The 19,758-nt window shown below is 51.5% G+C and carries 24 protein-coding genes and 1 tRNA gene; 1 reads left to right on the forward strand and 24 read right to left on the reverse strand.

Features of this window, described 5'->3' with window-relative positions; genetic code table 11:
* Positions 1-16: 16 nt before the first annotated feature.
* The 17 genes from N5C09_RS06545 to N5C09_RS06625 all read right to left on the reverse strand — a co-directional run bounded on the left by N5C09_RS06545 (position 17) and on the right by N5C09_RS06625 (position 14,447).
* Positions 17-2,929 carry a phage tail tape measure protein gene (locus N5C09_RS06545; RefSeq protein WP_063451522.1) on the reverse strand — a complete coding sequence of 971 codons (2,913 nt, stop codon included), beginning with the start codon at positions 2,927-2,929 and terminating at the stop codon, positions 17-19.
* Positions 2,926-3,240, reverse strand: a complete 315-nt coding sequence (locus tag N5C09_RS06550; RefSeq protein ID WP_211054515.1) for a DUF1799 domain-containing protein — start codon at positions 3,238-3,240, stop codon at positions 2,926-2,928. Before N5C09_RS06550 ends, N5C09_RS06545 begins: the two co-directional genes overlap by 4 nt.
* Positions 3,237-3,548: a phage tail assembly chaperone gene (locus N5C09_RS06555; protein ID WP_038419624.1), complete on the reverse strand. Its 312-nt coding sequence runs from the start codon at positions 3,546-3,548 to the stop codon at positions 3,237-3,239. Before N5C09_RS06555 ends, N5C09_RS06550 begins: the two co-directional genes overlap by 4 nt.
* A gap of 39 nt (positions 3,549-3,587) precedes the next feature.
* Positions 3,588-4,523: a phage tail tube protein gene (locus N5C09_RS06560; RefSeq protein ID WP_047056312.1), complete on the reverse strand. Its 936-nt coding sequence runs from the start codon at positions 4,521-4,523 to the stop codon at positions 3,588-3,590.
* Positions 4,524-4,592: 69 nt separating this feature from the next.
* Positions 4,593-5,003, reverse strand: coding sequence for a DUF4128 domain-containing protein (locus N5C09_RS06565; protein ID WP_063451524.1), 411 nt, complete (start codon positions 5,001-5,003; stop codon positions 4,593-4,595).
* Complete coding sequence (locus N5C09_RS06570) at positions 5,000-5,584, reverse strand: hypothetical protein (protein WP_063451525.1); 585 nt, start codon at positions 5,582-5,584, stop codon at positions 5,000-5,002. The genes N5C09_RS06565 and N5C09_RS06570 overlap by 4 nt, the downstream gene beginning before the upstream one ends.
* 1 nt (position 5,585) lies before the next feature.
* Positions 5,586-5,936 carry a hypothetical protein gene (locus tag N5C09_RS06575; protein WP_063451526.1) on the reverse strand — a complete coding sequence of 117 codons (351 nt, stop codon included), beginning with the start codon at positions 5,934-5,936 and terminating at the stop codon, positions 5,586-5,588.
* A 3-nt stretch (positions 5,937-5,939) separates the two neighbouring features.
* Positions 5,940-6,200, reverse strand: coding sequence for a hypothetical protein (locus N5C09_RS06580; RefSeq protein WP_032654540.1), 261 nt, complete (start codon positions 6,198-6,200; stop codon positions 5,940-5,942).
* 1 nt (position 6,201) lies between these two features.
* On the reverse strand, positions 6,202-6,684 hold the full coding sequence (locus N5C09_RS06585; RefSeq protein WP_063451527.1) for a DnaT-like ssDNA-binding protein: 483 nt from the start codon (positions 6,682-6,684) through the stop codon (positions 6,202-6,204).
* A gap of 36 nt (positions 6,685-6,720) precedes the next feature.
* The gene (locus N5C09_RS06590; RefSeq protein WP_165602760.1) at positions 6,721-7,020 is read right to left on the reverse strand and encodes an Ig-like domain-containing protein; all 300 of its coding nucleotides are present in this window, start codon (positions 7,018-7,020) and stop codon (positions 6,721-6,723) included.
* On the reverse strand, positions 7,002-7,955 hold the full coding sequence (locus tag N5C09_RS06595; protein ID WP_015570929.1) for a major capsid protein: 954 nt from the start codon (positions 7,953-7,955) through the stop codon (positions 7,002-7,004). The genes N5C09_RS06590 and N5C09_RS06595 overlap by 19 nt, the downstream gene beginning before the upstream one ends.
* 12 nt (positions 7,956-7,967) lie before the next feature.
* Entirely contained in the window at positions 7,968-8,738 is a 771-nt protein-coding gene (locus tag N5C09_RS06600) for a hypothetical protein (RefSeq protein WP_017693495.1), read from the reverse strand.
* 86 nt (positions 8,739-8,824) lie between these two features.
* On the reverse strand, positions 8,825-9,916 hold the full coding sequence (locus N5C09_RS06605; protein WP_063451528.1) for a hypothetical protein: 1,092 nt from the start codon (positions 9,914-9,916) through the stop codon (positions 8,825-8,827).
* A gap of 1 nt (position 9,917) precedes the next feature.
* Positions 9,918-11,306 carry a DUF4055 domain-containing protein gene (locus N5C09_RS06610; RefSeq protein WP_063451529.1) on the reverse strand — a complete coding sequence of 463 codons (1,389 nt, stop codon included), beginning with the start codon at positions 11,304-11,306 and terminating at the stop codon, positions 9,918-9,920.
* Position 11,307: 1 nt separating this feature from the next.
* Positions 11,308-12,615, reverse strand: a complete 1,308-nt coding sequence (locus N5C09_RS06615; protein ID WP_063451530.1) for a terminase family protein — start codon at positions 12,613-12,615, stop codon at positions 11,308-11,310.
* On the reverse strand, positions 12,593-13,582 hold the full coding sequence (locus N5C09_RS06620) for a terminase small subunit (RefSeq protein WP_063451531.1): 990 nt from the start codon (positions 13,580-13,582) through the stop codon (positions 12,593-12,595). Before N5C09_RS06620 ends, N5C09_RS06615 begins: the two co-directional genes overlap by 23 nt.
* Positions 13,583-14,033: 451 nt before the next feature.
* Positions 14,034-14,447 carry an Ivy family c-type lysozyme inhibitor gene (locus N5C09_RS06625; protein ID WP_063451533.1) on the reverse strand — a complete coding sequence of 138 codons (414 nt, stop codon included), beginning with the start codon at positions 14,445-14,447 and terminating at the stop codon, positions 14,034-14,036.
* Between the two features lie 580 nt (positions 14,448-15,027).
* Between N5C09_RS06625 and N5C09_RS06630 the strand changes: the two genes are divergently transcribed.
* The gene (locus tag N5C09_RS06630) at positions 15,028-15,243 is read left to right on the forward strand and encodes a hypothetical protein (protein WP_165498405.1); all 216 of its coding nucleotides are present in this window, start codon (positions 15,028-15,030) and stop codon (positions 15,241-15,243) included.
* Between the two features lie 1,599 nt (positions 15,244-16,842).
* Here the strand turns inward: N5C09_RS06630 and N5C09_RS06635 are convergent.
* The 7 genes from N5C09_RS06635 to N5C09_RS06665 form a co-directional block, all read right to left on the reverse strand.
* Positions 16,843-17,118, reverse strand: a complete 276-nt coding sequence (locus N5C09_RS06635) for a hypothetical protein (protein WP_063449445.1) — start codon at positions 17,116-17,118, stop codon at positions 16,843-16,845.
* A 7-nt stretch (positions 17,119-17,125) separates the two neighbouring features.
* Positions 17,126-17,755 carry a glycoside hydrolase family 19 protein gene (locus N5C09_RS06640; protein WP_063448875.1) on the reverse strand — a complete coding sequence of 210 codons (630 nt, stop codon included), beginning with the start codon at positions 17,753-17,755 and terminating at the stop codon, positions 17,126-17,128.
* Positions 17,755-18,036: a phage holin family protein gene (locus tag N5C09_RS06645; protein WP_063448876.1), complete on the reverse strand. Its 282-nt coding sequence runs from the start codon at positions 18,034-18,036 to the stop codon at positions 17,755-17,757. Before N5C09_RS06645 ends, N5C09_RS06640 begins: the two co-directional genes overlap by 1 nt.
* Positions 18,023-18,409: a phage holin family protein gene (locus tag N5C09_RS06650; protein WP_063448877.1), complete on the reverse strand. Its 387-nt coding sequence runs from the start codon at positions 18,407-18,409 to the stop codon at positions 18,023-18,025. The genes N5C09_RS06645 and N5C09_RS06650 overlap by 14 nt, the downstream gene beginning before the upstream one ends.
* Positions 18,410-18,503: 94 nt before the next feature.
* Positions 18,504-18,692 (reverse strand): hypothetical protein, encoded by a 189-nt coding sequence (locus tag N5C09_RS06655; RefSeq protein WP_074160879.1) that lies wholly within the window; start codon positions 18,690-18,692, stop codon positions 18,504-18,506.
* A 504-nt stretch (positions 18,693-19,196) separates the two neighbouring features.
* The gene (locus N5C09_RS06660; protein ID WP_063448879.1) at positions 19,197-19,388 is read right to left on the reverse strand and encodes a hypothetical protein; all 192 of its coding nucleotides are present in this window, start codon (positions 19,386-19,388) and stop codon (positions 19,197-19,199) included.
* 89 nt (positions 19,389-19,477) lie between these two features.
* Positions 19,478-19,554 (reverse strand) — tRNA-Arg (locus N5C09_RS06665).
* Positions 19,555-19,758 lie beyond the last annotated feature (204 nt).

Consider the following 19,758-nt stretch of genomic DNA (forward strand, 5'->3'; position numbering starts at 1 on the left):
GACTGCTATCAATTTTTCAACGGCTTTTCATAGCGTTCCATATCAACCTTCCGGGTTGCAACTCCTTAGCAATTCCAGCACGAACAGACTGATCGATAGTCTGTTTGTAAGCCCGAGAAATGGCGTCGTTGTTACCAGATGCCTGCTGCTGAGTGTTCTGATTATGAACGACCACGGACGTTTGAACGGTTACACCGCCAATTGCCGAAGATTGCAGCCCATACATCGGGGCATGGCCAACATAGCCGCCGTTTGCATACCCCTGAGCTCCACGCATAAGCGCATACAGATTGCCAACACCCAGCGCACTGGTTGCCTCCTTGGTGAATACGAATTCGCCACCATGGACCACGCCTTTTGGCTGATACTTACCTCCATCCCCCGTATAGCCGCCAGTATCAAACTCAGGGACTGCGCCACCATCAGAAAATCCGAAAAATGAACCAAATGAGGTTCCACCAAACGCAGACTTCATTCCGTTGACCAATGCCAACTGCGTAAGCATTTGGGCGGTGCCCTTCAGGAAGGTAGACAGGAAATCTGAGAAGTTAGATTTACCTGTAGTAAAAAAGTCGGTTAGCGTGCTGGCCATCCCGGTGAACGCATTGCTGGTAATAGTCTGCACCTGCGAGTAAACATTGGTCGCGCTGTCCTCAAATTCAGCCCAGCCCTTTTTCGCGCCAGTCAGCCAGTCGCCACGTAACCGGTCCTCGGCATCATAGTAATCATTCGCCGCTTTAAGCTGCTTTTGATAACTCTCGTCGTCAAGCTTAGCGCCGGAGTTGATCCAGCCAGAAGAGAGCTGGCTCTTTGCCAGTTCACGTTGTGCCTGACGGTCACTCATCCCGGCACCTTTCACTAATGCAGCCTGTTTCTCAGCCATCTGCGTGACATATTTCTGAGAGGTATCCATTCGCTTGTTCAGCTGGTCCTGTGCGGTAATCTGATCACCTAACAGGGCTTTCTGCCGTGCCAACTGAAGCACCTGGTCTTTACTCGCCAGCAGGGATTGTTCCTGCTTCGTCAGTGAACGTGAACGCGAGGCCTCTTCCAGCACCTGAAATTTCGCCTCAGTGGTCCACAGATCTTTGCGCTGCTTGCTGATAGTGTCGTTCAGCCCTTTATGCTGCTGAAGCGCTCGCAACTGCGCCTGAAGCGCCAGCAATTCGGCCTGAGCAGCGTTAGTACTGCGGTCGCCAGCAGATACAGAGCCCTGTTTTCCTGTTTTCGTTTTTTTGCCAAACGAAGCGACTGCTTCGCGATCCTTCTGAGTGGTCGCGGCGCTTATCTTGCGGGATGTATCGAGGTACTTGCCTGCGCTAATGTCAGCTGCGTCCCAGTCCTTTTCCAACTGAGATACGCTGTTACCATAAGCGGCGGCCATTTGTTCGTTATAGGCCTGCCATCCCTGCAAAGTATCAGTTTTCGCCCAGTCAGGAACGAGATTAATCGCAGCCGCGATAGAAGAAGAAATAATATGGTTCAGCTTCTGAAAAACTATCGCGACGCTGTAATAAATTGCGTTAAATTCCTTTAGCGTGTTCGATGCCAGTTCAGCAACCAACTGACCGATGCTCTGCATAGCCTCAGACGCCCATCCCTTGATATCAAGCCACAGGCGGCCAAATGGTGTCAGCGAGTCGTAAGCCTGCTCTCCGCGCTCTGCCATCGTGTCGCCAAACAAATCCATAGCTTGAGTAACGGCAGCGGTCTGGTCTTTCTGCTTAACTAACTCGTCAATGTGCTTAAGCTGTGAAACGGTGAGAAAGTTGAATTGCTCATTAAGGTTCTGAAGAGCCTTAACCGGATCCTTTTCAATATCCTTATAAGCCTTGGTAATGTCCTGAGCCGAAACAATGCCAGTTTCAACTGCCAGCGCCGTCGCTTTGGTAGCTTTCTCAAGCTGTTGCTGAGTCATTGAGCCGATACCAACCAACTCTGTCATCAGACTCTGGACAATGCCCACCGTAGCCCCGGTTGAAGCAGAGATTGACTGGGAGGATGCCATAATCTGTAGCGCTGACGTACCGGCAATGTTTCCAGTGCGGATGACAGCTTTATTGATTTCGTCATAGGCAGTGAAGTAATCAGCTCCTGCCTTCGCGGCAAGGAGAACTGCACCAGCCAGACCACCAATCGCTACACGCGCCGGGGTGGCCATGGATAACATAGCTTTTAGCGCGTTACCCACTCCGCCAAAGGAATCACGCAGCTGACCACCCTGCTGGATAGCGATCATATAAACCGGCATACCGGAGGCCAGTGAAGTCACAATATCCGTCATTTGCATTGGCAGGTAACGCATGGCATTACGGTACTGCCCCGCACTGATAGCTCCAGATTTCCAGGACTCTTCCTGCTCTTTTAGTCGGGCAATCATTGGAGCAGCGCGATCCGAAACGCCGAGCTGGGCCGCTTTCAGTTCAAGCAACTCTGCACGGGTTTTTCCGATAGCTGCAACCTGGTCCTCGAGTGAGTCGATAAAATTTTTGCCTGCGGCAGCTGCCCGTTGCGCTGCCTGTGCCTGCTCAATGCGAGCACGGCCCTCTGCTGTTTCAGATTCCATGACCTGCGCCAGTTTCGCGCGGGTTGACTCAAGCACGCTTTTGTAACGCGTAAAATCTTCATCATCCACCAGCCCTTTACTGCGAAACTTAGACAGGCTCTCCTGAATGGTATCGAGTTCATCCAACGCTTTGTTAACGGGGCTGATTTTATTCAGCAAGTTTTGCAGTTCCTGCCGTTGCTGTTTCAGGCTTTCGCTGTTTTTTTTCTGGTTGTCGATCCCGGTGCGGAACGTACTGTTCAGGTCATCCGCTTTACCTGCCGCGGCGGACGCAGACTCCTGAAAGCGATCCAGCGCCTGGTTGCCGCGCTCCAGTTCACTGGTATTTACGCGCAGCGAAATAGTAGCGATGTCGTTACTCATCCAGCACCCTCTTTATGCATAATTTTTAGCGCGGTTCGCTCCATTATCTGGAGATCGGAAAATGCGGTTACCTCGTCGTGTACGTTATGCAGACGCATTACCCAGGGAAGGACGTTGTAATCAAGCCCTGTTGCGCCGCCCATCCCCGTGCGCCACTGCGTACTGACGGACTGAAATACCAGAAATGAAGGCCAGACATCTGGCCAGACATCGATGTATTGATCGTCGTAATCATCCGGCGTGAGCCCATATGGTGCCAGCTCTTCCGCAGTGGGCTCAGGCGTATAGAACGCCGAGGCAACCGCTATCAGTTTTTTTCGCGCTGCCCCATCAGTTCGCGATAGTAGGTTTCAGGGATAGCCTTCATTGCAGCCGGATAGTTTTCCAGCAGCACCGAGAGATTTTCCGCGTTGAATGTATCGGGGAGCGCCCAGCCAGAAATAATTTCCATCAGAAAATCAGTGGCGGTTTTGCCTTCCAGTTTTTCCAGGTCAGCCAGCTCTTTGAGTGGCTTATGATTAAACGTGAAGGTCAGCACGCCATCCTCATCGCCGGCGCGCGGGATCGAGACGTTGGCCTTAAAAGTTGGTTTGGGCTGGAGGGTGAATTTGGTAGCCATATTTTTCCCGTAGAGTTGTGGCCCCGAGTGGGGCCGGGATTAATTTGCAGCAGTAACGGTGACATCACAGGTCGCGGTTTTCGCACCATCGGCGGTCGTACCTGTTACAGTGGCATTGCCTTCCGCAATACCACTGACCTTGCCAGAGGCATCAACCGTTGCGATCGATTCATCTGAAGATGTCCAGATCACCGTTTTATTGGTGGCGTTAGATGGTTCGACAGTAGCGATCAGCGTGGCGGTTGCCCCTTGTTTAATGCTCAGGGTTGGCCGATCCAGGCTGACGCCGGTTACCGCTACTGTCTCAGTTTTTCCCGAGTCGACCTTGTAGAAGGTCATTGCAGGCGATTGCAGGTTCAGCACGACGCTTACCGTTTCGACTTCGTTCACCGCCGTGGCCGGCGTGTCGTCAAAAGATGCCGTGGCCGCCCAGTAACGGTTCTCCTTCGCCTTCGGTACGTACATGTACGCCGCCACAGTCTCTTCGTCTTCGTCCAGCTGGCGCAGAAGCGGATAAACCGGCAGAGTTGAGTCGTGAGCAATCGAGTAAGTCTGAGAGACAGCGGATTTATAGGTATTCAGGTTGCGCTGGCGATCATCGCTGAGGAACTGAATCTGCGTGGTGTTCTGATCACCACCGGATTTCGATACCTCAGTGATTTGTGGCAGTTCGGTCCATTCTTCAATTTTGCGAATAGAGCCGGAACCGCCACCCGCCGCGTATTTGTTTTTGTTGGTGGTATTGATGTTGCGAAGAGTGACAGCATTCTCCGCAATCGCGTCGATTTTCGCGATAACGTTATCAATACCCGACCAGTTGCAGTTCACGTGAACGATATCGCCGACCGCAATATCGTCCGCGGCGCTGACGGTGATCACCGCGTGCTCAGCATTCGTCGCGCCGGTGAAAGTAATGGCCGGGCCATAGCCCGACGCCAGATAAACATGAGCGCCGTTAGGCAGTGCAAAGCCCATAATGGTTTCTCCTTCAGAAACGGGAAAACCGGCTCAAGGCCGGTCAGTTGTGGGACATCACTGAGGGAATCAGTTGGTGATGTCTGCCCTATAATTCAGGCTGACAGGAACGGAGTAGGACACAGGTGTAGGGATCCCGCGGAATATGCCAGGCGCGCTGCCAATCCAGCAGGTAAAATCTTTGCCTGCAATTTCCAGCCCCTCGGGGAATAATTCCGCTACTCTGCCAGCCAGGGCAACGACGGAGGTACGGCCGGAGCCGGCTGGCGCCACGACATTAATCTGGTACACGCCTGAATAAGTCCGGCAGCGCAATCCGAGATCGATAGTTCTCGGCGTAACAGGCATATCGTGAACGGCCAGGTACATTTCGTTAGCAGGAGGTGTAAACGGCACGTTCTCCCATGCAACCGAAATGCCCTCGGCATCGGCCCAGATACCCAGTCTGGCGGCCAGTGCAGATGCAATATCAGGAATCACCTGGACACCTCCTTGACAGCTTCCTCAAAGAAGCGTTGAAACTCAGCAGCGGTTATACGGACCATTCCGCCCGGTGCCTGTGTGGAATGCCCCATTTCAAGCGGGTATGCATACGGGACGTTGTTGCAGAAATAAATGGCCTTCATCCCGACTTTGAACAGTGACAGCGTGTAGTTCCCGGCTGCTTTTGTCAGGTCGCCGGTCTTGTCTATTCGCCCTGTTTCATCAGCTGTCGGAGCATCAAACGATACCTGCCAGTTACCGCGAAAGCGTCCGCCCGTATACCCCGGCGGTGCTTTGATATCCATCCCATCCACCACCCGGGCTTTTTTCTTCAGTCGCCCGGTTTTGGTCAGGTTGGCAGGATCCGCTCGTTGGTCCTCGTTGTGGTCGTATACGGCCTGATTGTAAGAAACCGCCGTCTTGTTGATTTCCCACAACTCCGGGTTACCCACGGGCGACATCATTACAAGCTGGTTGAGTATTTTAATACCCACCGTGCGCACCACAGCTTCTTGATTCGCTTTGGCCTTATTGACGAATGCTGTAATTTCAGCGAGGAATGCCGTGTTCTCTCCCATGCTATGCCCTCAACTGTGCTTTGTAGCAGAGTACCAGCGAGGCAGGTTTTGCCGGGTTGGGTTTGATAACCCGGTGGACTGTGCCATCAATATCGACTACGTCGCCGATTTTAATTTCCTGCTCTGCCGTAAAAACGATCTGCACGTCGCCGTTAACGATGACCGTTCCATCTATTTCGCCTGGCGCGTATTCGGTCTTCACGCCCACAGCAGTAAAACGGACCTCTTCAGTTTTATGCTCAACGCCGCCGATAACCGTTACCGAGCCTTTACGGGTGACGTTGTATAACGCTCCGTTCTGCCTGAGCATGCGCGTTGTTCTGGCCTGCATACGTAGGTAATCAATGGGCATTCGTCAGCGCCTCTCGATTTGCAGATTGATAAAATCAGTTTTGAGTGATTCGATGGCGCCAACCATAACGTACGGAAAACCACCGCTATGCCAGGCATCCATAACCGCACCGCTTTCATCAATAAGCAAAATAGCCATGCTACGATAATTGCCTTCGCGAGCAGCATGAAGCGCCTCTTCCAGAAGCCTAATAACCTCTGTTCGGTTATGTTCCAGATCAGCATCTTTTCTGCTCGCCAGGTTAATAACTTTCAGGTCCGGCATGTCATGCCCTCTCTGCAAATGCATTGATTGCGTAGCCACGACCACCAGCAAGATCGCCCAGCAGCGCCATAACGGCAGGATAAGACGGCGTGAATACTTCGCCATCCGCGACCGCGTAGGTCATGGTTACAGCACCTTCCACACGTTCAGTTTTCACAGCGGCTTCGCGCACGCTGGAGAGTAAATCGCCGTCGATTGCCTCTACCGCCAGCATGCACTGCGCGGTCATAACCTGCCGAGGAACTTCATCCGGCGGGAAATCATGTTCATCCAGAACGACATTCACGCGTGGCCATGCCAGAGCCTGTTTCGGGTCAGCTTTTGAGCCAACCCAGTCCAGCCCCTCCAGGTAATCCATTGCCTTAATCAGCAAAGGTGTGAGCTTGTCAGGCAGTTCAATGCCGCGTATTGCCGCAAATGAGGCAAGATCCTCTTCACTGGCGTAGCTGTTGGCATCAGGAGAAGTGATATCGGTATTGATCATCGAATCATCCTGTTTATGGGGCTTTCGCCCCATTCGTTATTCTCCGGCAGGCGCAGTGAAGTTGATCTCATCAGTGGTTTTTGACACTCCTTCAACCGTGCCGGTTACCGTGAAGGTGCCAGCAACGTCTGATGTGAGTTTCACCGTTGCACCACCAGCAGAGCCGGTTTGAGAACTGGCCGTGCTAAGCGTGCCGCCTGTGGACGTCCACGCGACAGTTTTACCGGATACACCGGAGCCATTCAGCGTGTACTTCAGAGAAACAGTTACCGCGTCTGTGCTGTCAGCAGTTGCGGAGGTTTTATCCGCTGACAGCGTTACTCCCCCACTGCGGATTCCAGTTTAATCAGTACGCCTGCCGTAGATTTGTTGCTGGTGAAGTGTTTCTTCCAGTTGCCCGCAGTGCCGATGGCGGTCAGGTCAGGGTTATCACCTTTGGCGGTATCCCAGCTGTAGCCCAGCAGGTCAACGTTCACCACGCCTTCAGCGCGATAGCCAACCGCAAGGTTTTCCTGATCGTTGATATCGTAGGAACGGAAGCCCGGCGCCTGAGATTCGGTGACGGTAACCGCACCAGCTACCAGCCCAAGGATCGCATCAGCGTCCATGGTGTCGGTCACCAGCACAGGTTTACCCAGCGTGCCCGGCTGCCCGCCGTAAACCACCACGCCCGCTTCTTCGTAAATTTTGTTGGCAATCGCCTCATCCACAATGTCGAAGTAGGTCGCGGAGTGCATCACGAACAGAACCACTCGGTTAAACTTGTCGCCATATTTGCGCAGGCCACGCGTCAGGGTCTTTTTACCGTCGGTCTCAATGTCGGCGGTTACGACCATGTCGGCGTTAGCACCAATCGCCGCAGTCAGCGCTTTCAGGCCATATTTCACATAGCCTTCCAGCGTGGCATCTGCGACATCAACGCCGATCACTTCGGAGAACTCATCAACGGAGCGGCCACGGCGTTTAAAGGCCTCTTCCGTGGTTTCATACGGACCGTATTTCCACGGTGCTTTAACGGATACCGCTTCACCGGCACCGATTTTTTTACCTGTGACTTTATCGACAGAGTTCACATTGCGCGATTCAATGGAACCACCAACTTTGTAGAAGGCGCGTTTACGGAAGTCGCCTTCAATCAGTTCGTTATCCAGCAAAATCGCACCGTTGGAGGAAGCGTTGAACACTTCCAGATTGTCCTGGCGACGCTCAAGAAACGCGGTCTGCGCCAGATCGTCATAAATAACCAGGTCGGTATTAACAGTCGTTGCCATGGTTTAAATCCCTTATTTCGGAAGTTTGAGGAAGGCCTGCTGACCGTGTTTGCGGATGTAGTCCGCTTTGTCGCTGGCGCTCATTTCGGAACGTTTCAGGCTTCCACCACCGTTTGGCTTGTGTCCGCCCGCGCCCGTGCCTTCTGCGCGAGGGAACAGATGCGGAGCCGTCTCCTTGAGTGACTCCGCCCACTCAAGCGGGCTTAGTGGGGTTTTGCCGTCTTTGCCGAACAGAACATCGCCATTTGCATCAACCGCTACGGCCTCGCCTTCGTCGTTGAGCTGGAATGTGCCTTTGGCACGCAGAATCAGATCGTCAGAAGCTTCAGGCAGCGCGCCCGCTTTAGAGGCTGCTGCCCGGATTGCATCCCCGAGGACCCGATCCCGGAATTTGTTGGAGAACGCTTCAGCTTTTTCCGCGCGCTCGTTCGCCGCTTTGATCTGCTTATCAACGTCAGCACGCATGCGCTCGGTACGCTTATCCAGCACCTCGTCAATTTTTCCGGCGGCGATAAGCTTCGCCTCTTCATCGTCAGAAAAACGCTGGAGAATGCCGCGTACAGCGTCTGGGTCGATACCGTCAAAACGTGACAGGTTTTCTTTTTGCTGCTTGATGGTGCCCAGCAGCTCAGAGTTTTTTGTTTTCAGACCTGTAACTTCATTGGTCACACGCTCATCAATCAGCTTCTGTATTTCGGGGGTGATTTCGATACCGCCACCACCACTGCCCTCACCGCCGCTTTCAGGTGCGTAATATTTCAGAAGCATGTTTCGAATTAACATAATTTCCCCTCGGGATTTAGTCGGGCCTCGCCCATAAAAAAGCCCCGGCGGATGCCAGGGCGTGTAGAAAGTGATGGTTGTCAGGTTCAAGGACCTGATAGCTGCTTAAGACGTTCCAGGCTGATCCACTCGCCTTTGTCAGTGAACATATCAGCCAGGTCGATTTCACCCGCGCGGAACAGACGGCCACGCTCGGCACCCAGAACCTGATCCTGCCTTTGAGCTGGCTGACGCGCGAGCCATTCAAGATAGGTGGTTTTAGCAGGTACCTGACCATCCATGCTGGCACGAGTGCCCTCGTCCATCTCATTAATATCAATGCCGAGTTCGCGCCAGGACTTGATAATCAGGGTTTCAGTAGAACGGCAACAGAAATGAATTTTCCCGGGCCCTTGCAGGTAAGGTACTTTGTGCCCGATCGGTTTATTATCCAAGGTGTAGCGCAGCAGGTCGCGAATGATGCAGTCGTGACTGGTTTTATTGTCCAGCGTAGACAGCCACTGTTTACCCTTCACGATGTCGCTGTGGGCGCTGGTGAAGCTGTTGCGTGCGGTGGCAGCCAGATGATTAACGGCTGTTTTAGCGATGCTGGCGGCGTTTGCCCTGCTCATCTGAAGCGCGCCGTCGCGATAGTCTTTATTGGCATGGCCGCGCACGCTTCGGGCGATGGTTTCAACCGTGTCGCCAGCAAGATAGCCACGGCGTACAGCATTTACGATCCGCGCTAGCCTGTCCGATTCCAGATTCTCCGCCCACTCACTCAGCAGGCGCCCCTGAAATGGCTGAGCCATCGCCGCGGCATAAACCATATCGGCGCTAATTCCCTGTAGCGGATAGCGTGCCAGCACCTGTGAGGGAAGAAGGGAATCGAACAGGCTCAGCTGGTAACTGACCTCGTTCCTGGAAAGCGCAAGAAGTTCCCCTTCCAGCCCGGACTGCATTGAAGCGACAGCCTGATGGTTAAGTTCGCGTACGCTGCCGAGCAAGCTTTCCAGATGTCTAACCGTGAAGCTATCAGCCGGAAGCCGATCTAGTGCATCCAGCAGACGGGCAGATAGTTCTGCGTCCGTCTCGTTAAGCAGCTTCACCATCCGGTTAGCGACACCAGTCGCATAGCGGCTAATCCAGACGGAATGAGCAATGGCCTCATCCCGCAAACTTTCGTTGACTGTTGCCATATCAGCCCCCGGTCAATGAAGGAGCCTGATTGCGGAGCGAATCAATCACATCATCCGGACTGTCTGCCGGGTTGATGAGGTCGAGTTTCTGAAGAGCCCTAATCATGTCAGTATCGCGCAGCGCGCCGGACTGCCAGGCGTTCACAATAGCGGTGACCATCCCGGATTCGGCAACCTTCGCGATAAATTCCTGGTTGATGATGTAGGCTGGTTCACCCCCATTAATACCCAGGTATTTTGCACACCAGCCCAGCGCCAGCGTGTAAGCCTCGGAAACGTTCGAAACGCAGATACCTAGCACCGATGTTGATGATGTCTGCTCACCGCTTGCCTGCGTTGCAGTCTTCGCCGTGGCGTTCTGCTCAATCAGTCGGGCGCCCAACTGCACCATGTAATCGCGTTTGCTGTCCATGGCCTCTTTAGCCAGCATGTTCGGCTGCGCCTGGGCATAGCCAAACGAGCCATCTTTGGGAAGCATTAGCGGTGAACGGGAACCAATTTTTACTCCGGTCTTCTCAAGGTGATCTCGCCAGCCGGTATCAAGGCCAGTCATATACGGCTGCACCTGGCCACAGAACCACACGCTGTCCTCATAGTCAGCGCTATTTCGATAATGGCCGTGGTTAATTTCCACCAGCGCAGCCAGCGGCGAGTCATCGATAGTGGGATCGTTGTTCTGGGCGCCGACAAAAGTGAACGGGATTTCATCCCAGTATTCCTTCCCTTTAGGCTTCGGATGATATTCGCTGTCGACGACATAGGTTCCGCTTGCAGTGCCACCTGCCCGGCGCCATACGCGGCAGATAAACTTCCCTTCTTCCAGCGCCAGCTCGCGGTACTGAATTTCGTCCTTGTAAGCGTAACCATCCGGCTCTTCTACGCATTCGCGCAGGACCACCAGCACCAGTTGATCGCGCCCATTGATACGCTTCGTCCGCCAATTAATGATGTTCTCTGCCGGGTAGCGGAGGATGATCGCCTCATCGGAGGCTTCTGCGTAATCGACATAAAGCCCCTCCCGTGCAACTTCCAGTACGTTCTCAGCCACCAGCTGTGACTGCTGATAGATGCTGGTACCGGCCCCGTCAGCATTGTCCAACAGGTATTTCAGCTTCTCCGGACCGTTGAAGGTGGGATCCTTGCGATACGCCATCCCAAGCATGCCGATCTTCGTATTGCCGGCAATGGCATAGAACACCGCGCGGCTCAGATAGTCCTCATTACGTTTACGGTTGCGCGTGGATTTATCGGTTGGATCGAGATAAGGCAGATATTTATTGCCCGCCGCTTTTACGGCCTCAGCGCCTTTGCAAAAGTCTCTGTATTTCCGCCAGGCAGCAGAAGCCGCCCGGTGTTCTGGTCGAACCCAGGTGATGTCGTCGTTTGCCATATCAGAAAGTGGTGTCCATGGTGATTGAGTATGCCGGTTTCACGATGGGGTAATCCTTCACAATGAAGTACCCACCAGCATCATTGGGGTGATCGTTATCCGCTGATTTATCCGGTTCGCCATTGGCCGCCCAGATTTGCTGCTCGAGGCTTTCGGTATAAACCGGGCAGTTCTGGACGTTGACCAGATAGCGGCGTTCGCCGTTGGCGTTGCAGAACATGGCGTTCATTGAGTTGATGCGGTCTTTAACCGGCGGGTTGGCATCATCAACGATGACGCTGAATCCGGCATCGTTGAGCTGGGCAATATCGGTCTTGCTGGCGTTCTGCGATTTGCGGGAGTCGCCAGAGGCATCCGGATAGATGTAAATCTCCCGGCTCTTCACATAACAACCATCCTCATATCGCCAGAACTCTTCCTGGATGCGCTTAATCATCGCCGGCGTGTCGAAGACCTTCACAAGTTCACGAACCGCACGAGGTAGCCCGTTACGCTTTACGTGAACAATCGCGGCCATTTTTCCAACGTTGAAGTCCATACCGATAAACAGCGGATCCCCATCCTGAATCTCGTCAGAACAGTTGTTCAGCTTACGGTTAAAGGTGTGGTAAATGGTCCCGCTGTTGAGGTTCGTAAATTTCCCGCGCAGGTAGGCCTGAATCAGTTCATCAGGATAAGAACTCAGCAGCGACGGGATGTAATCCGGGGGCAGGTTCTTCGCGTTGTCGAACGTACTGGCCTGTATCAGGCCGTACAGAGCAGAAAGCTCGGGCTTTTTACGCACCGCCTTCACGAACTGCTGGTAGACGAATTTGAAACCTTCCGGCGTTGTGGTGACATCGATGCCGTTACGCAACCCATCAACCTTGTAACGCATACGGGCTATGATTTTTCGCCATGCCTGTTGCGCTTTGGCTGCCGCCATGACGTCCAGCTCATCAACCATCGCGTTACCGATTTTGAAACCGACTATCGAGCCGGGCTTCTCCATTGAACGGCAGATTGTGGTCCCGCGGTATCGTCGCCCCTCGTAGAAGTGAACCTCTTTGTTCCCCTCATTGATTATCACGCTCAGCCCCCAGTCAAAGGCCACCTCTTCAATCGTCGGGTAGAAGATGTCACGGATCTGCGGGTACGTCGGCGCGAAATAACCCTGGTTAATTTTAGGGTGCTCCCACATCCCCTTACAGATGCCGCCACAACCCACCCACGTCTTACCGGAACCGAACCCAGCAACGTAGGCTTTGAATTTGTGCTGCATCGCGAGGAAACGCGCCTGAGGAATGTTAAGTGTCGGGCTGATCCCCATCTTCCGCCCTCGCGTCCACTACGTTGATATTGATCTGCACTGGAGTCGGTTCGTCATCATCACCATCACCGGCCAGCTCTTTGCGGAGTTTTTCGACCTCCAGCTGCCGGCGGTCGATTTCGATTTGCTGGAGACGCTGCGCGAATTCGCTATCCGCCAGGCCAAGCCGCTTCATTACCGCTTCGAACATTCGCTCACGGCTGATAGTGGTTATCTCGACGCCATTCTTGCCGATCTTTACGCCGGAGTAAGCGAGCCGAGAAGTTGCCGGGAGCTTGCGTGTATCCGGGAAATAAGGCTGGCCGATGCCGTCACCGTTACAGCGCGGACAGCCAGGGTTAGGCTCTCTGGTGTGATCGTAGCCATAGCCGCCTGTATCTTGCGGCAGCCTTGCCCCTTCCCTTCCCTCCGCCTTTGCTGTTTCCTCTTCGAACTCTACAGCGTCACGCCACTGATAGTGGTGGCCGAAGCCCCAGCAGTAACGACACGCACCGCGGCGATACTGCGAAAGTTGGTTTGCATCGAAGGTGGCAAGCTGCCACATCTGTGCGAGGACTTCATCGGCACTGCCAAGCGTGCGCTCAATGGAGGCTTTTTGCTGCTGCGCAATTGCCTGCGCAACGTTAGGATTCGCTATTAGCTGACGACCATAGTTTGGGTCACTATAGCCAGCACGTGCAGCGGCTGCCGTGGCGTTATTATCCTTCAGGTATTCAGCAATAAAGTGCTTTACCTTCGCGCTTAGCTTTATAGCCACCAGCTCATCTGCGCTTTTATCATTCTGCGCAGTGCGCACTATCTTTTGCGGGTAAATTTTTGTATTTTGCGCAGCAGTTTTCTTGATATAGCGGCGAGCAGTTACATAATTAAGATTATGTGTCTCGCACCATTCCTTAGGGGATATGCCAGTAGCAGCGTGATCAGACAGGAACCGCTTCTGCAGCTCGCCCCAGTCCGGCTTAGCCATTGTCACCTCTAAACTAAATGAACTTTAGACGTCACTCACAGCTTCAGTGTTTGAAGCAAGGAAGTATTTTTCTCAAAGAAATCTTGAAATGAGGATTTAAGCTTATGAAATATGTATAACTATGATGATGTTCACAAAATCAAGGCCAATCTCGAGTGGATAGTGCATCATGCCTCTGCCCGGTCACATTTGCGCACTGAGCATGACCAATTAGTGATTTCCGATCTAATGGAACTCATCCAGACTTATGAAACTCTTCTGGACCTTGTAAGCAAATTTGGTGCTTCCGCCTTAAATTCGGAAATCATAGCGGGTCTATCAATCACAGAAGAATTCATTGCTAAAGTTAAGCGGAATGAGGGTGCGATGTGAGCGACCAACACATTGTGAGGCGATTGATTTGTGTTTTGAAGCTTCAAACTGGTGGATTGCCGTTTGAAGCTTGGGCTATTTAATTGCCGTACATCCGATTGAAAAGCGCATTTTTCATCGCATCAGAATCAATCGGACCCAGGTTTAACCAGGTCAATGTCTCTTGGTTCTTTTCTGCATTGAAATCAGAAAACACACCATGGATATCACCGTTATCAGGTGAGTAGAGAACAGCAATATTCTGTTCTGGACAACTATGAGGTTTACACCCTGACAGTGCAATATACTTTTTGCCTGCAACTGTAACTTCGGTTGATGGCGTGCTTGTGCCACCGCTTTTTACCCATTCAGGTAATTTGTTTTTACTAATAAGCTGGGAGTAGCTTTTAGAGGTGCTTTTTGCACTGGCGAAGTCAGAGAGATACTGCCCCTCGTCAGCAACAGCACTGAACGAAACCAAAGCTATAGCAGCGATAATCAATTTAACCTTCATGTTATTCCTCGTTCCATAAAAACACTTCAACTCTATACCTTTGCCGTCGCTATGTCAGCCTTATGCATAATCAGAGTATTTAATGATACTGCCCAGCACAAATGGTTAGGTAAGGATTATCTTAATCACTAGCGCTTATGCTTGTTGATTACTGGCTGACTGCCAAGCTCTTCAAGACTCTGATGAGGAGATTGCCAACTCCAGGGAACCATCGATAAAAAAGAGCAAGTAAAACTGAGACTCCTCTTGCCCTCCTGGTTGGGGGGCATTTTTTATCACTTATTCGCGATAAGTATTACCCAGCCTACCAGTTGATGACCTGCGGTTCGTATAGATGTGGTGCCGGGTGCCTCCCGGTGAGCCTTTTGGTTAACCAACCATGACCCGCTTGCTTCAGAAATTCACGATGCCCTCATGAAGAAGAGTCGTCAGGTTAATTAGCCCCGCCGCTGAGGGGGATTCACCACGGTCTAACTGTAACACATGAATGCCGATCGAGTGCGGAGTTGTGAGACTTTGCTACGGTTAAAGTCCAGAGGAGAGACTGTGTCAGAGCCTCATGGATGAGGTTCTATCTTGTATGGCAATTCGCATGCCACGCTTTGTTATGCGTCAAGATGTCGCGCTTTGTCTGCCGATCCAGAACGTCGATGTCGTGATCAGTCAGGTAGATTGGTTTTACCCAGTCACAGGAGGTTTTAACCACCACTGGGATGCTTCCACATTTTACGCTGCTCGCGATAAACGATGCGTAGGTAACCTTTTTGAAGCGCGTTGTATTGAAGCAGGTTGGTAATCCGCCAAGCTGTAGATACAATGGTTTGACATATGTTAACGTCAGGACGACCTGCTCATGATTTTCCTTTATTCTTTTATTGCACTCTCCTCCCTGACAGCATTCGTCTTACTATGCTTTTTTGCAATTTATCAGTTTTCTGTTAAGGGTGACGTTAGCTTCTACGTAATGCTCTTCGCTTTGATATTCCTTTGCGTATCATTTTACGGAGCGGTGGGTTTTACTTACACAAAATTAAAAGATGCCGGAACCATCATAAAAATTATCTAAATATGCTAAGGCCGCATCTCAGATAGTTGTAGAAAAAGCTTATTAAGCCCACCAGCAGCTGAGCTTTGTAATTGCTGCCACTTCCCGGAGTGACCACACTCCTCCCCTTGAGCTGCTGTCGTTTCATCGACACTTAAAATCGGTACGCGTCTGGCGTTCGCGCTGCCCTATCGGAGCATTTCCCATTATTAACCCTCACATCGGTATGCTATACCTGCTCGCCAATACGCGACTCGGGGCAGCATCATGGCTGCTGCATGGCCTTATGGCTGCGGTCAACCCGCTTACTGCTTCAAGGTCTTTAGCCCATCTACTAGTGAAAACAATCTGAGGAAATTCTTAATATCCCACGCTTACGTTTGTTGTTATCTGCCTGGCTGCCAGGCTATACATGACTCTGATGCGGAGAATGCCAACTCCGGGGAACATCAATAAAAAGAGCAACGAAACTGAGACTCCTGTAGCCCTCGCTGAGAGGGCTTTTTTTTCAAAAAAAAGCCAGCTCGGACAGAACTGGCTGGGTCTAGCAGTAAGTAGGTATTACTTCGCACTCATTTCGACGTGTACCCTATTCCTTTAGTCAAGCATTCAGATGCCGGGTGCCTCCCGGTGGACTTGCATCACTTTGCAAACCCGCAACGTTACGTCCAGCAGTGACTGGTTGCCCCTCCGCTCAGGGGGATTCATCTGTATGGCAGAGATATCGAATCACTCGTGCCATTAAAATGTAGCTGACAGACAAAATAAAGTTGTGAGCATTGTTAAAATTCTTCGCTAATCATTCATTCCGTATACCCATCAGGCATTAGAAGAAAGTAGATTTTCGTTCTTTTGAGTTATTTATTTAATACACCTTTTTACTTTTGAGAAATGGATTACATTTACATTCTCTTGTAATGATGACCCCTTTGGTCTCCCTTCCGAATTGCAGGATTTCATTTCGGAAGGGACTTTTTTACTTTCCCGCCTTGATAAATACTCATTGTTTTCTAGACTCTTACACAGACTTTGCTATGTCAGGTAAAGTCGTCGTTCAGGACTACCCGTGTGCTCAAGGATGAGCCACCCTGATTTGTTCAAGCTTTTCCCTGCCATTTAATTATCTCCCCCCAAAGAATTGTCCATTCGTATTATGGAGTACTCAATGTTTGCTACGGTTAAAGTCCAGAGGAGAGACTGTGTCCGAACCTCAGGGATGAGGCTCAATTTTTCCCGCAATTTGCTTTCCATGCTTTGTTATGCGCCAGGATGTCTTTCTTCGTCTGGCGGTCCAGAACGTTGATGTCTTGATCCGTCAAAAAGATTGGCTTCACCCAATCACAGGCGGTATCAACCACCACCGGGACGCTTCCATTCGTTACGCAGCTCGCGATCAACATCGTCGCCAGGCATATGATTAACAGTCTGCTGTACATTGCTGGCCTCTTTCGTTGTTTCTACCCTGCGTTCGGCTGCTGCGACCATTGCCGCTGCGTTATCTTCGGTTCGTTGCTGGTCGGCTTTAACTTCTGCTTTGCTGGTACCGCGAATATGGCCCAGGCCAAAAGCGCCGGCGATAGCAGAAATGACCAGTGCGGCCAGCCCGATTATTGTCTCGATACCCACACTCACCTCATACCAGAACTGATTTCGCCAGGTTAAACAACGCACGGCGTTTTTCCAGCCCGTTGCGGCCACCATTGATTAATAGTGTCACGCGCTCAACGTCGCCGGAATGAAGAAGGCAACCGCGGGAGGCATAGAACCATGCGGCTGAGCGCGCGGCGTATTCATCCTCTTCAAGCAGTTCCGGGTGGGTTACAAGGTCCAGTTTCAACGCCTGGCCACAACTGCGATAGTTACTCAGACCAGTAACCTGTTTCAGCCCGCGACCGCGATATTTCCATCCATCACCGGCAACCTGATTGCCCAGGTGTTCTTTTCCCCACTCACCACCGTATACCAGATTAGCGATCGCTTTCTGGTTTGCCGGTTGCGTTGCCGTTCTGCCAAGTGCAGCGGCTTGCTGTGATGTGATGCGGTGGCTGCCGAACGTCGGCACCAAGTTTTCTGCCGCATAATTAAGATTTTCCACCACACGGGTAAATCTTGAGCTTTCATGCCCCATCTGGGCAATAAACATCGCCTGATCAAGCTGTGTGGTTATGCCGTATTCCTTCATAGCGGCGTCGATATGCGGAAACCAGCGCGCAGCTAACCCGGCGCTGATACCAGCCGCCTTCTGAAATTGTGTTTGGTTCATTAGTCCCTCAGATGATCAACCAGACGTGCAACGTTGCCTTTGACGGCCACCAGCACGGAAAGGAATATGATGTTTGCCGCAATGGTGGCCCATGATGAATGCGGGTAAATCCCACACAGGTACGCCAGCGGTACAGCGCTGTAGGTGACGGTAATCAGCCAGGCTAAACGCGAAATCCATGGCCGATGCCGAGAATCACCTCGGCGATAAAACATCAGGGTAAACACCACACCGGCGCAGAGCAGCGCGTTGATAGTTGCCGATGGATCATTTAGTACCACCTGAACCTCCCCGGCGCGTTATCAGCGCCACCAGCGAGCCGATGTCCTGTTTGTTCAGGAACGTAAGGATTTGAACGGCCAGCGCAGAAACAATCACGGCACCGATGGCATCCAGTGGTTTATCGCTATATTCCGTCCAGGACGCGAGTTTAGAACCAACCAGACCAGAGCCAAGAATGCCGACGATATACGACACGACGAAGTAGGCCAGCCGGCGCAACACACTCAGGTCAGCTGCTGTCGCGATGTAAAATACGGCGCCTGCAAATGCACCAAAAACAACACCGTAGTCTGTCCCGGTCAATAAACCGTAGACACTGGCTCCGGTCAAAGCTAAACCGGCCAGCCCCGTGCCGGAAAATGGATCGGACATCGGCCCCCCCTCATATTGCTGTGAATCCTCTCAGTAAATTTGAGGGGAAATAAAAAAGGCCGCCCTGAGGCAGCCTGTGTTCTTCGAATTATGTTCATAAAGGTGGGGGTATGGGTCCTTCCAGAACGACCGCTTCACCGTTATGGCAAAGATCGTAGCCACGAGTTAGATGCCAGACGCCTCTGATTATTTTTCCTGTAACCATATCTTCGGTTTTACCGTGCGAAAAGTAGGCGATCTGGACACAGTCATTGTGTCTAATCCAATAATATCCCTCTTTCATAATTCACCTCTTAAATTGTTTCATTTAGAAGTGTATATGACGATTCAGAACCTGGTGGTCGACAAAACGTTTATTTGAGGATGAGATGCCGGGTGCTTCCTGGAGACTTATCTCTGCTCGTCAAAGTCGCGTACATACCTGCACATAGCAATTAACAAGACGTTCCACCGCTTAGGTGGGATTCACAACATTCATAACTAAACAGGTACATTCATATGATCAATAGACAAGTAAATCATGCAAAAAAAAGCCTGCTCAAATAGCAGGCATAAATAGCTAAGTTGGCAATAACTGAGGGTGTGGTGCCGGGTGCCTCCCGGTGGAAATGCTTACAGAGTTCATCTCCGCGCGCTGGTTGGACACTCTGGAGAAATGTCCTGCTGAACCGCCCCTCCGCTTAGGGGGATCCACCACAAAAACGCTTTCAGAAACATCCATTACGCAGGATGCTTAAGAAGCATATGTGCAGTATGAAAAATCTGCCACATAATCAGATGAATATATTCATTTCATTGGCACAGACAGTGGGCCTTCAATCACTTCAGCCTCACCGTTGTGGCAAATATCATCACCTCGTGTCAGATGCCAGACACCAGTTATTGTCTGGCCCGTTTCAAGGTCCTCGGTGACACCGGCGGTGTAGTAAGCGACCTGCACTATGCCGTTGTGCTGTATCCAGTAGAAACCTTCTTTCATTGATATCTCCTCATAGTGAGGATTTGATTATATGGCAGCGGTGTGAGTGATGATGTTAGAAATACTAAATCGTTAATTAAGTAATTCTCTGGTCCGCCATCGAGGATTCGAACCCCGAACCACAGAGGTAGAAGCTCCGTGCTCTTTCCAGTTGAGCTAATGGCGGAAAAAAAAAGACCAGCAATGAGATGCTGGTCATGGGTCATGCAGTTTTCTCTGCGATGTAGGTGTATCCCCACCAAGTGTTTTCAGTATCGAGAACATTATCAAATGCCTATTAAAAGATAGTTCCTTTGATGAAACATATGCCAAATAGTTGTGCTTCCCGAAATTTCTAAGAAAATTCTTGGCCCAACCATAAACACAAACA

This window comes from Enterobacter sp. GD03975, assembly GCF_029838645.1.
In the GTDB taxonomy this organism is placed as follows: Bacteria; Pseudomonadota; Gammaproteobacteria; order Enterobacterales; family Enterobacteriaceae; genus Enterobacter; species Enterobacter quasihormaechei.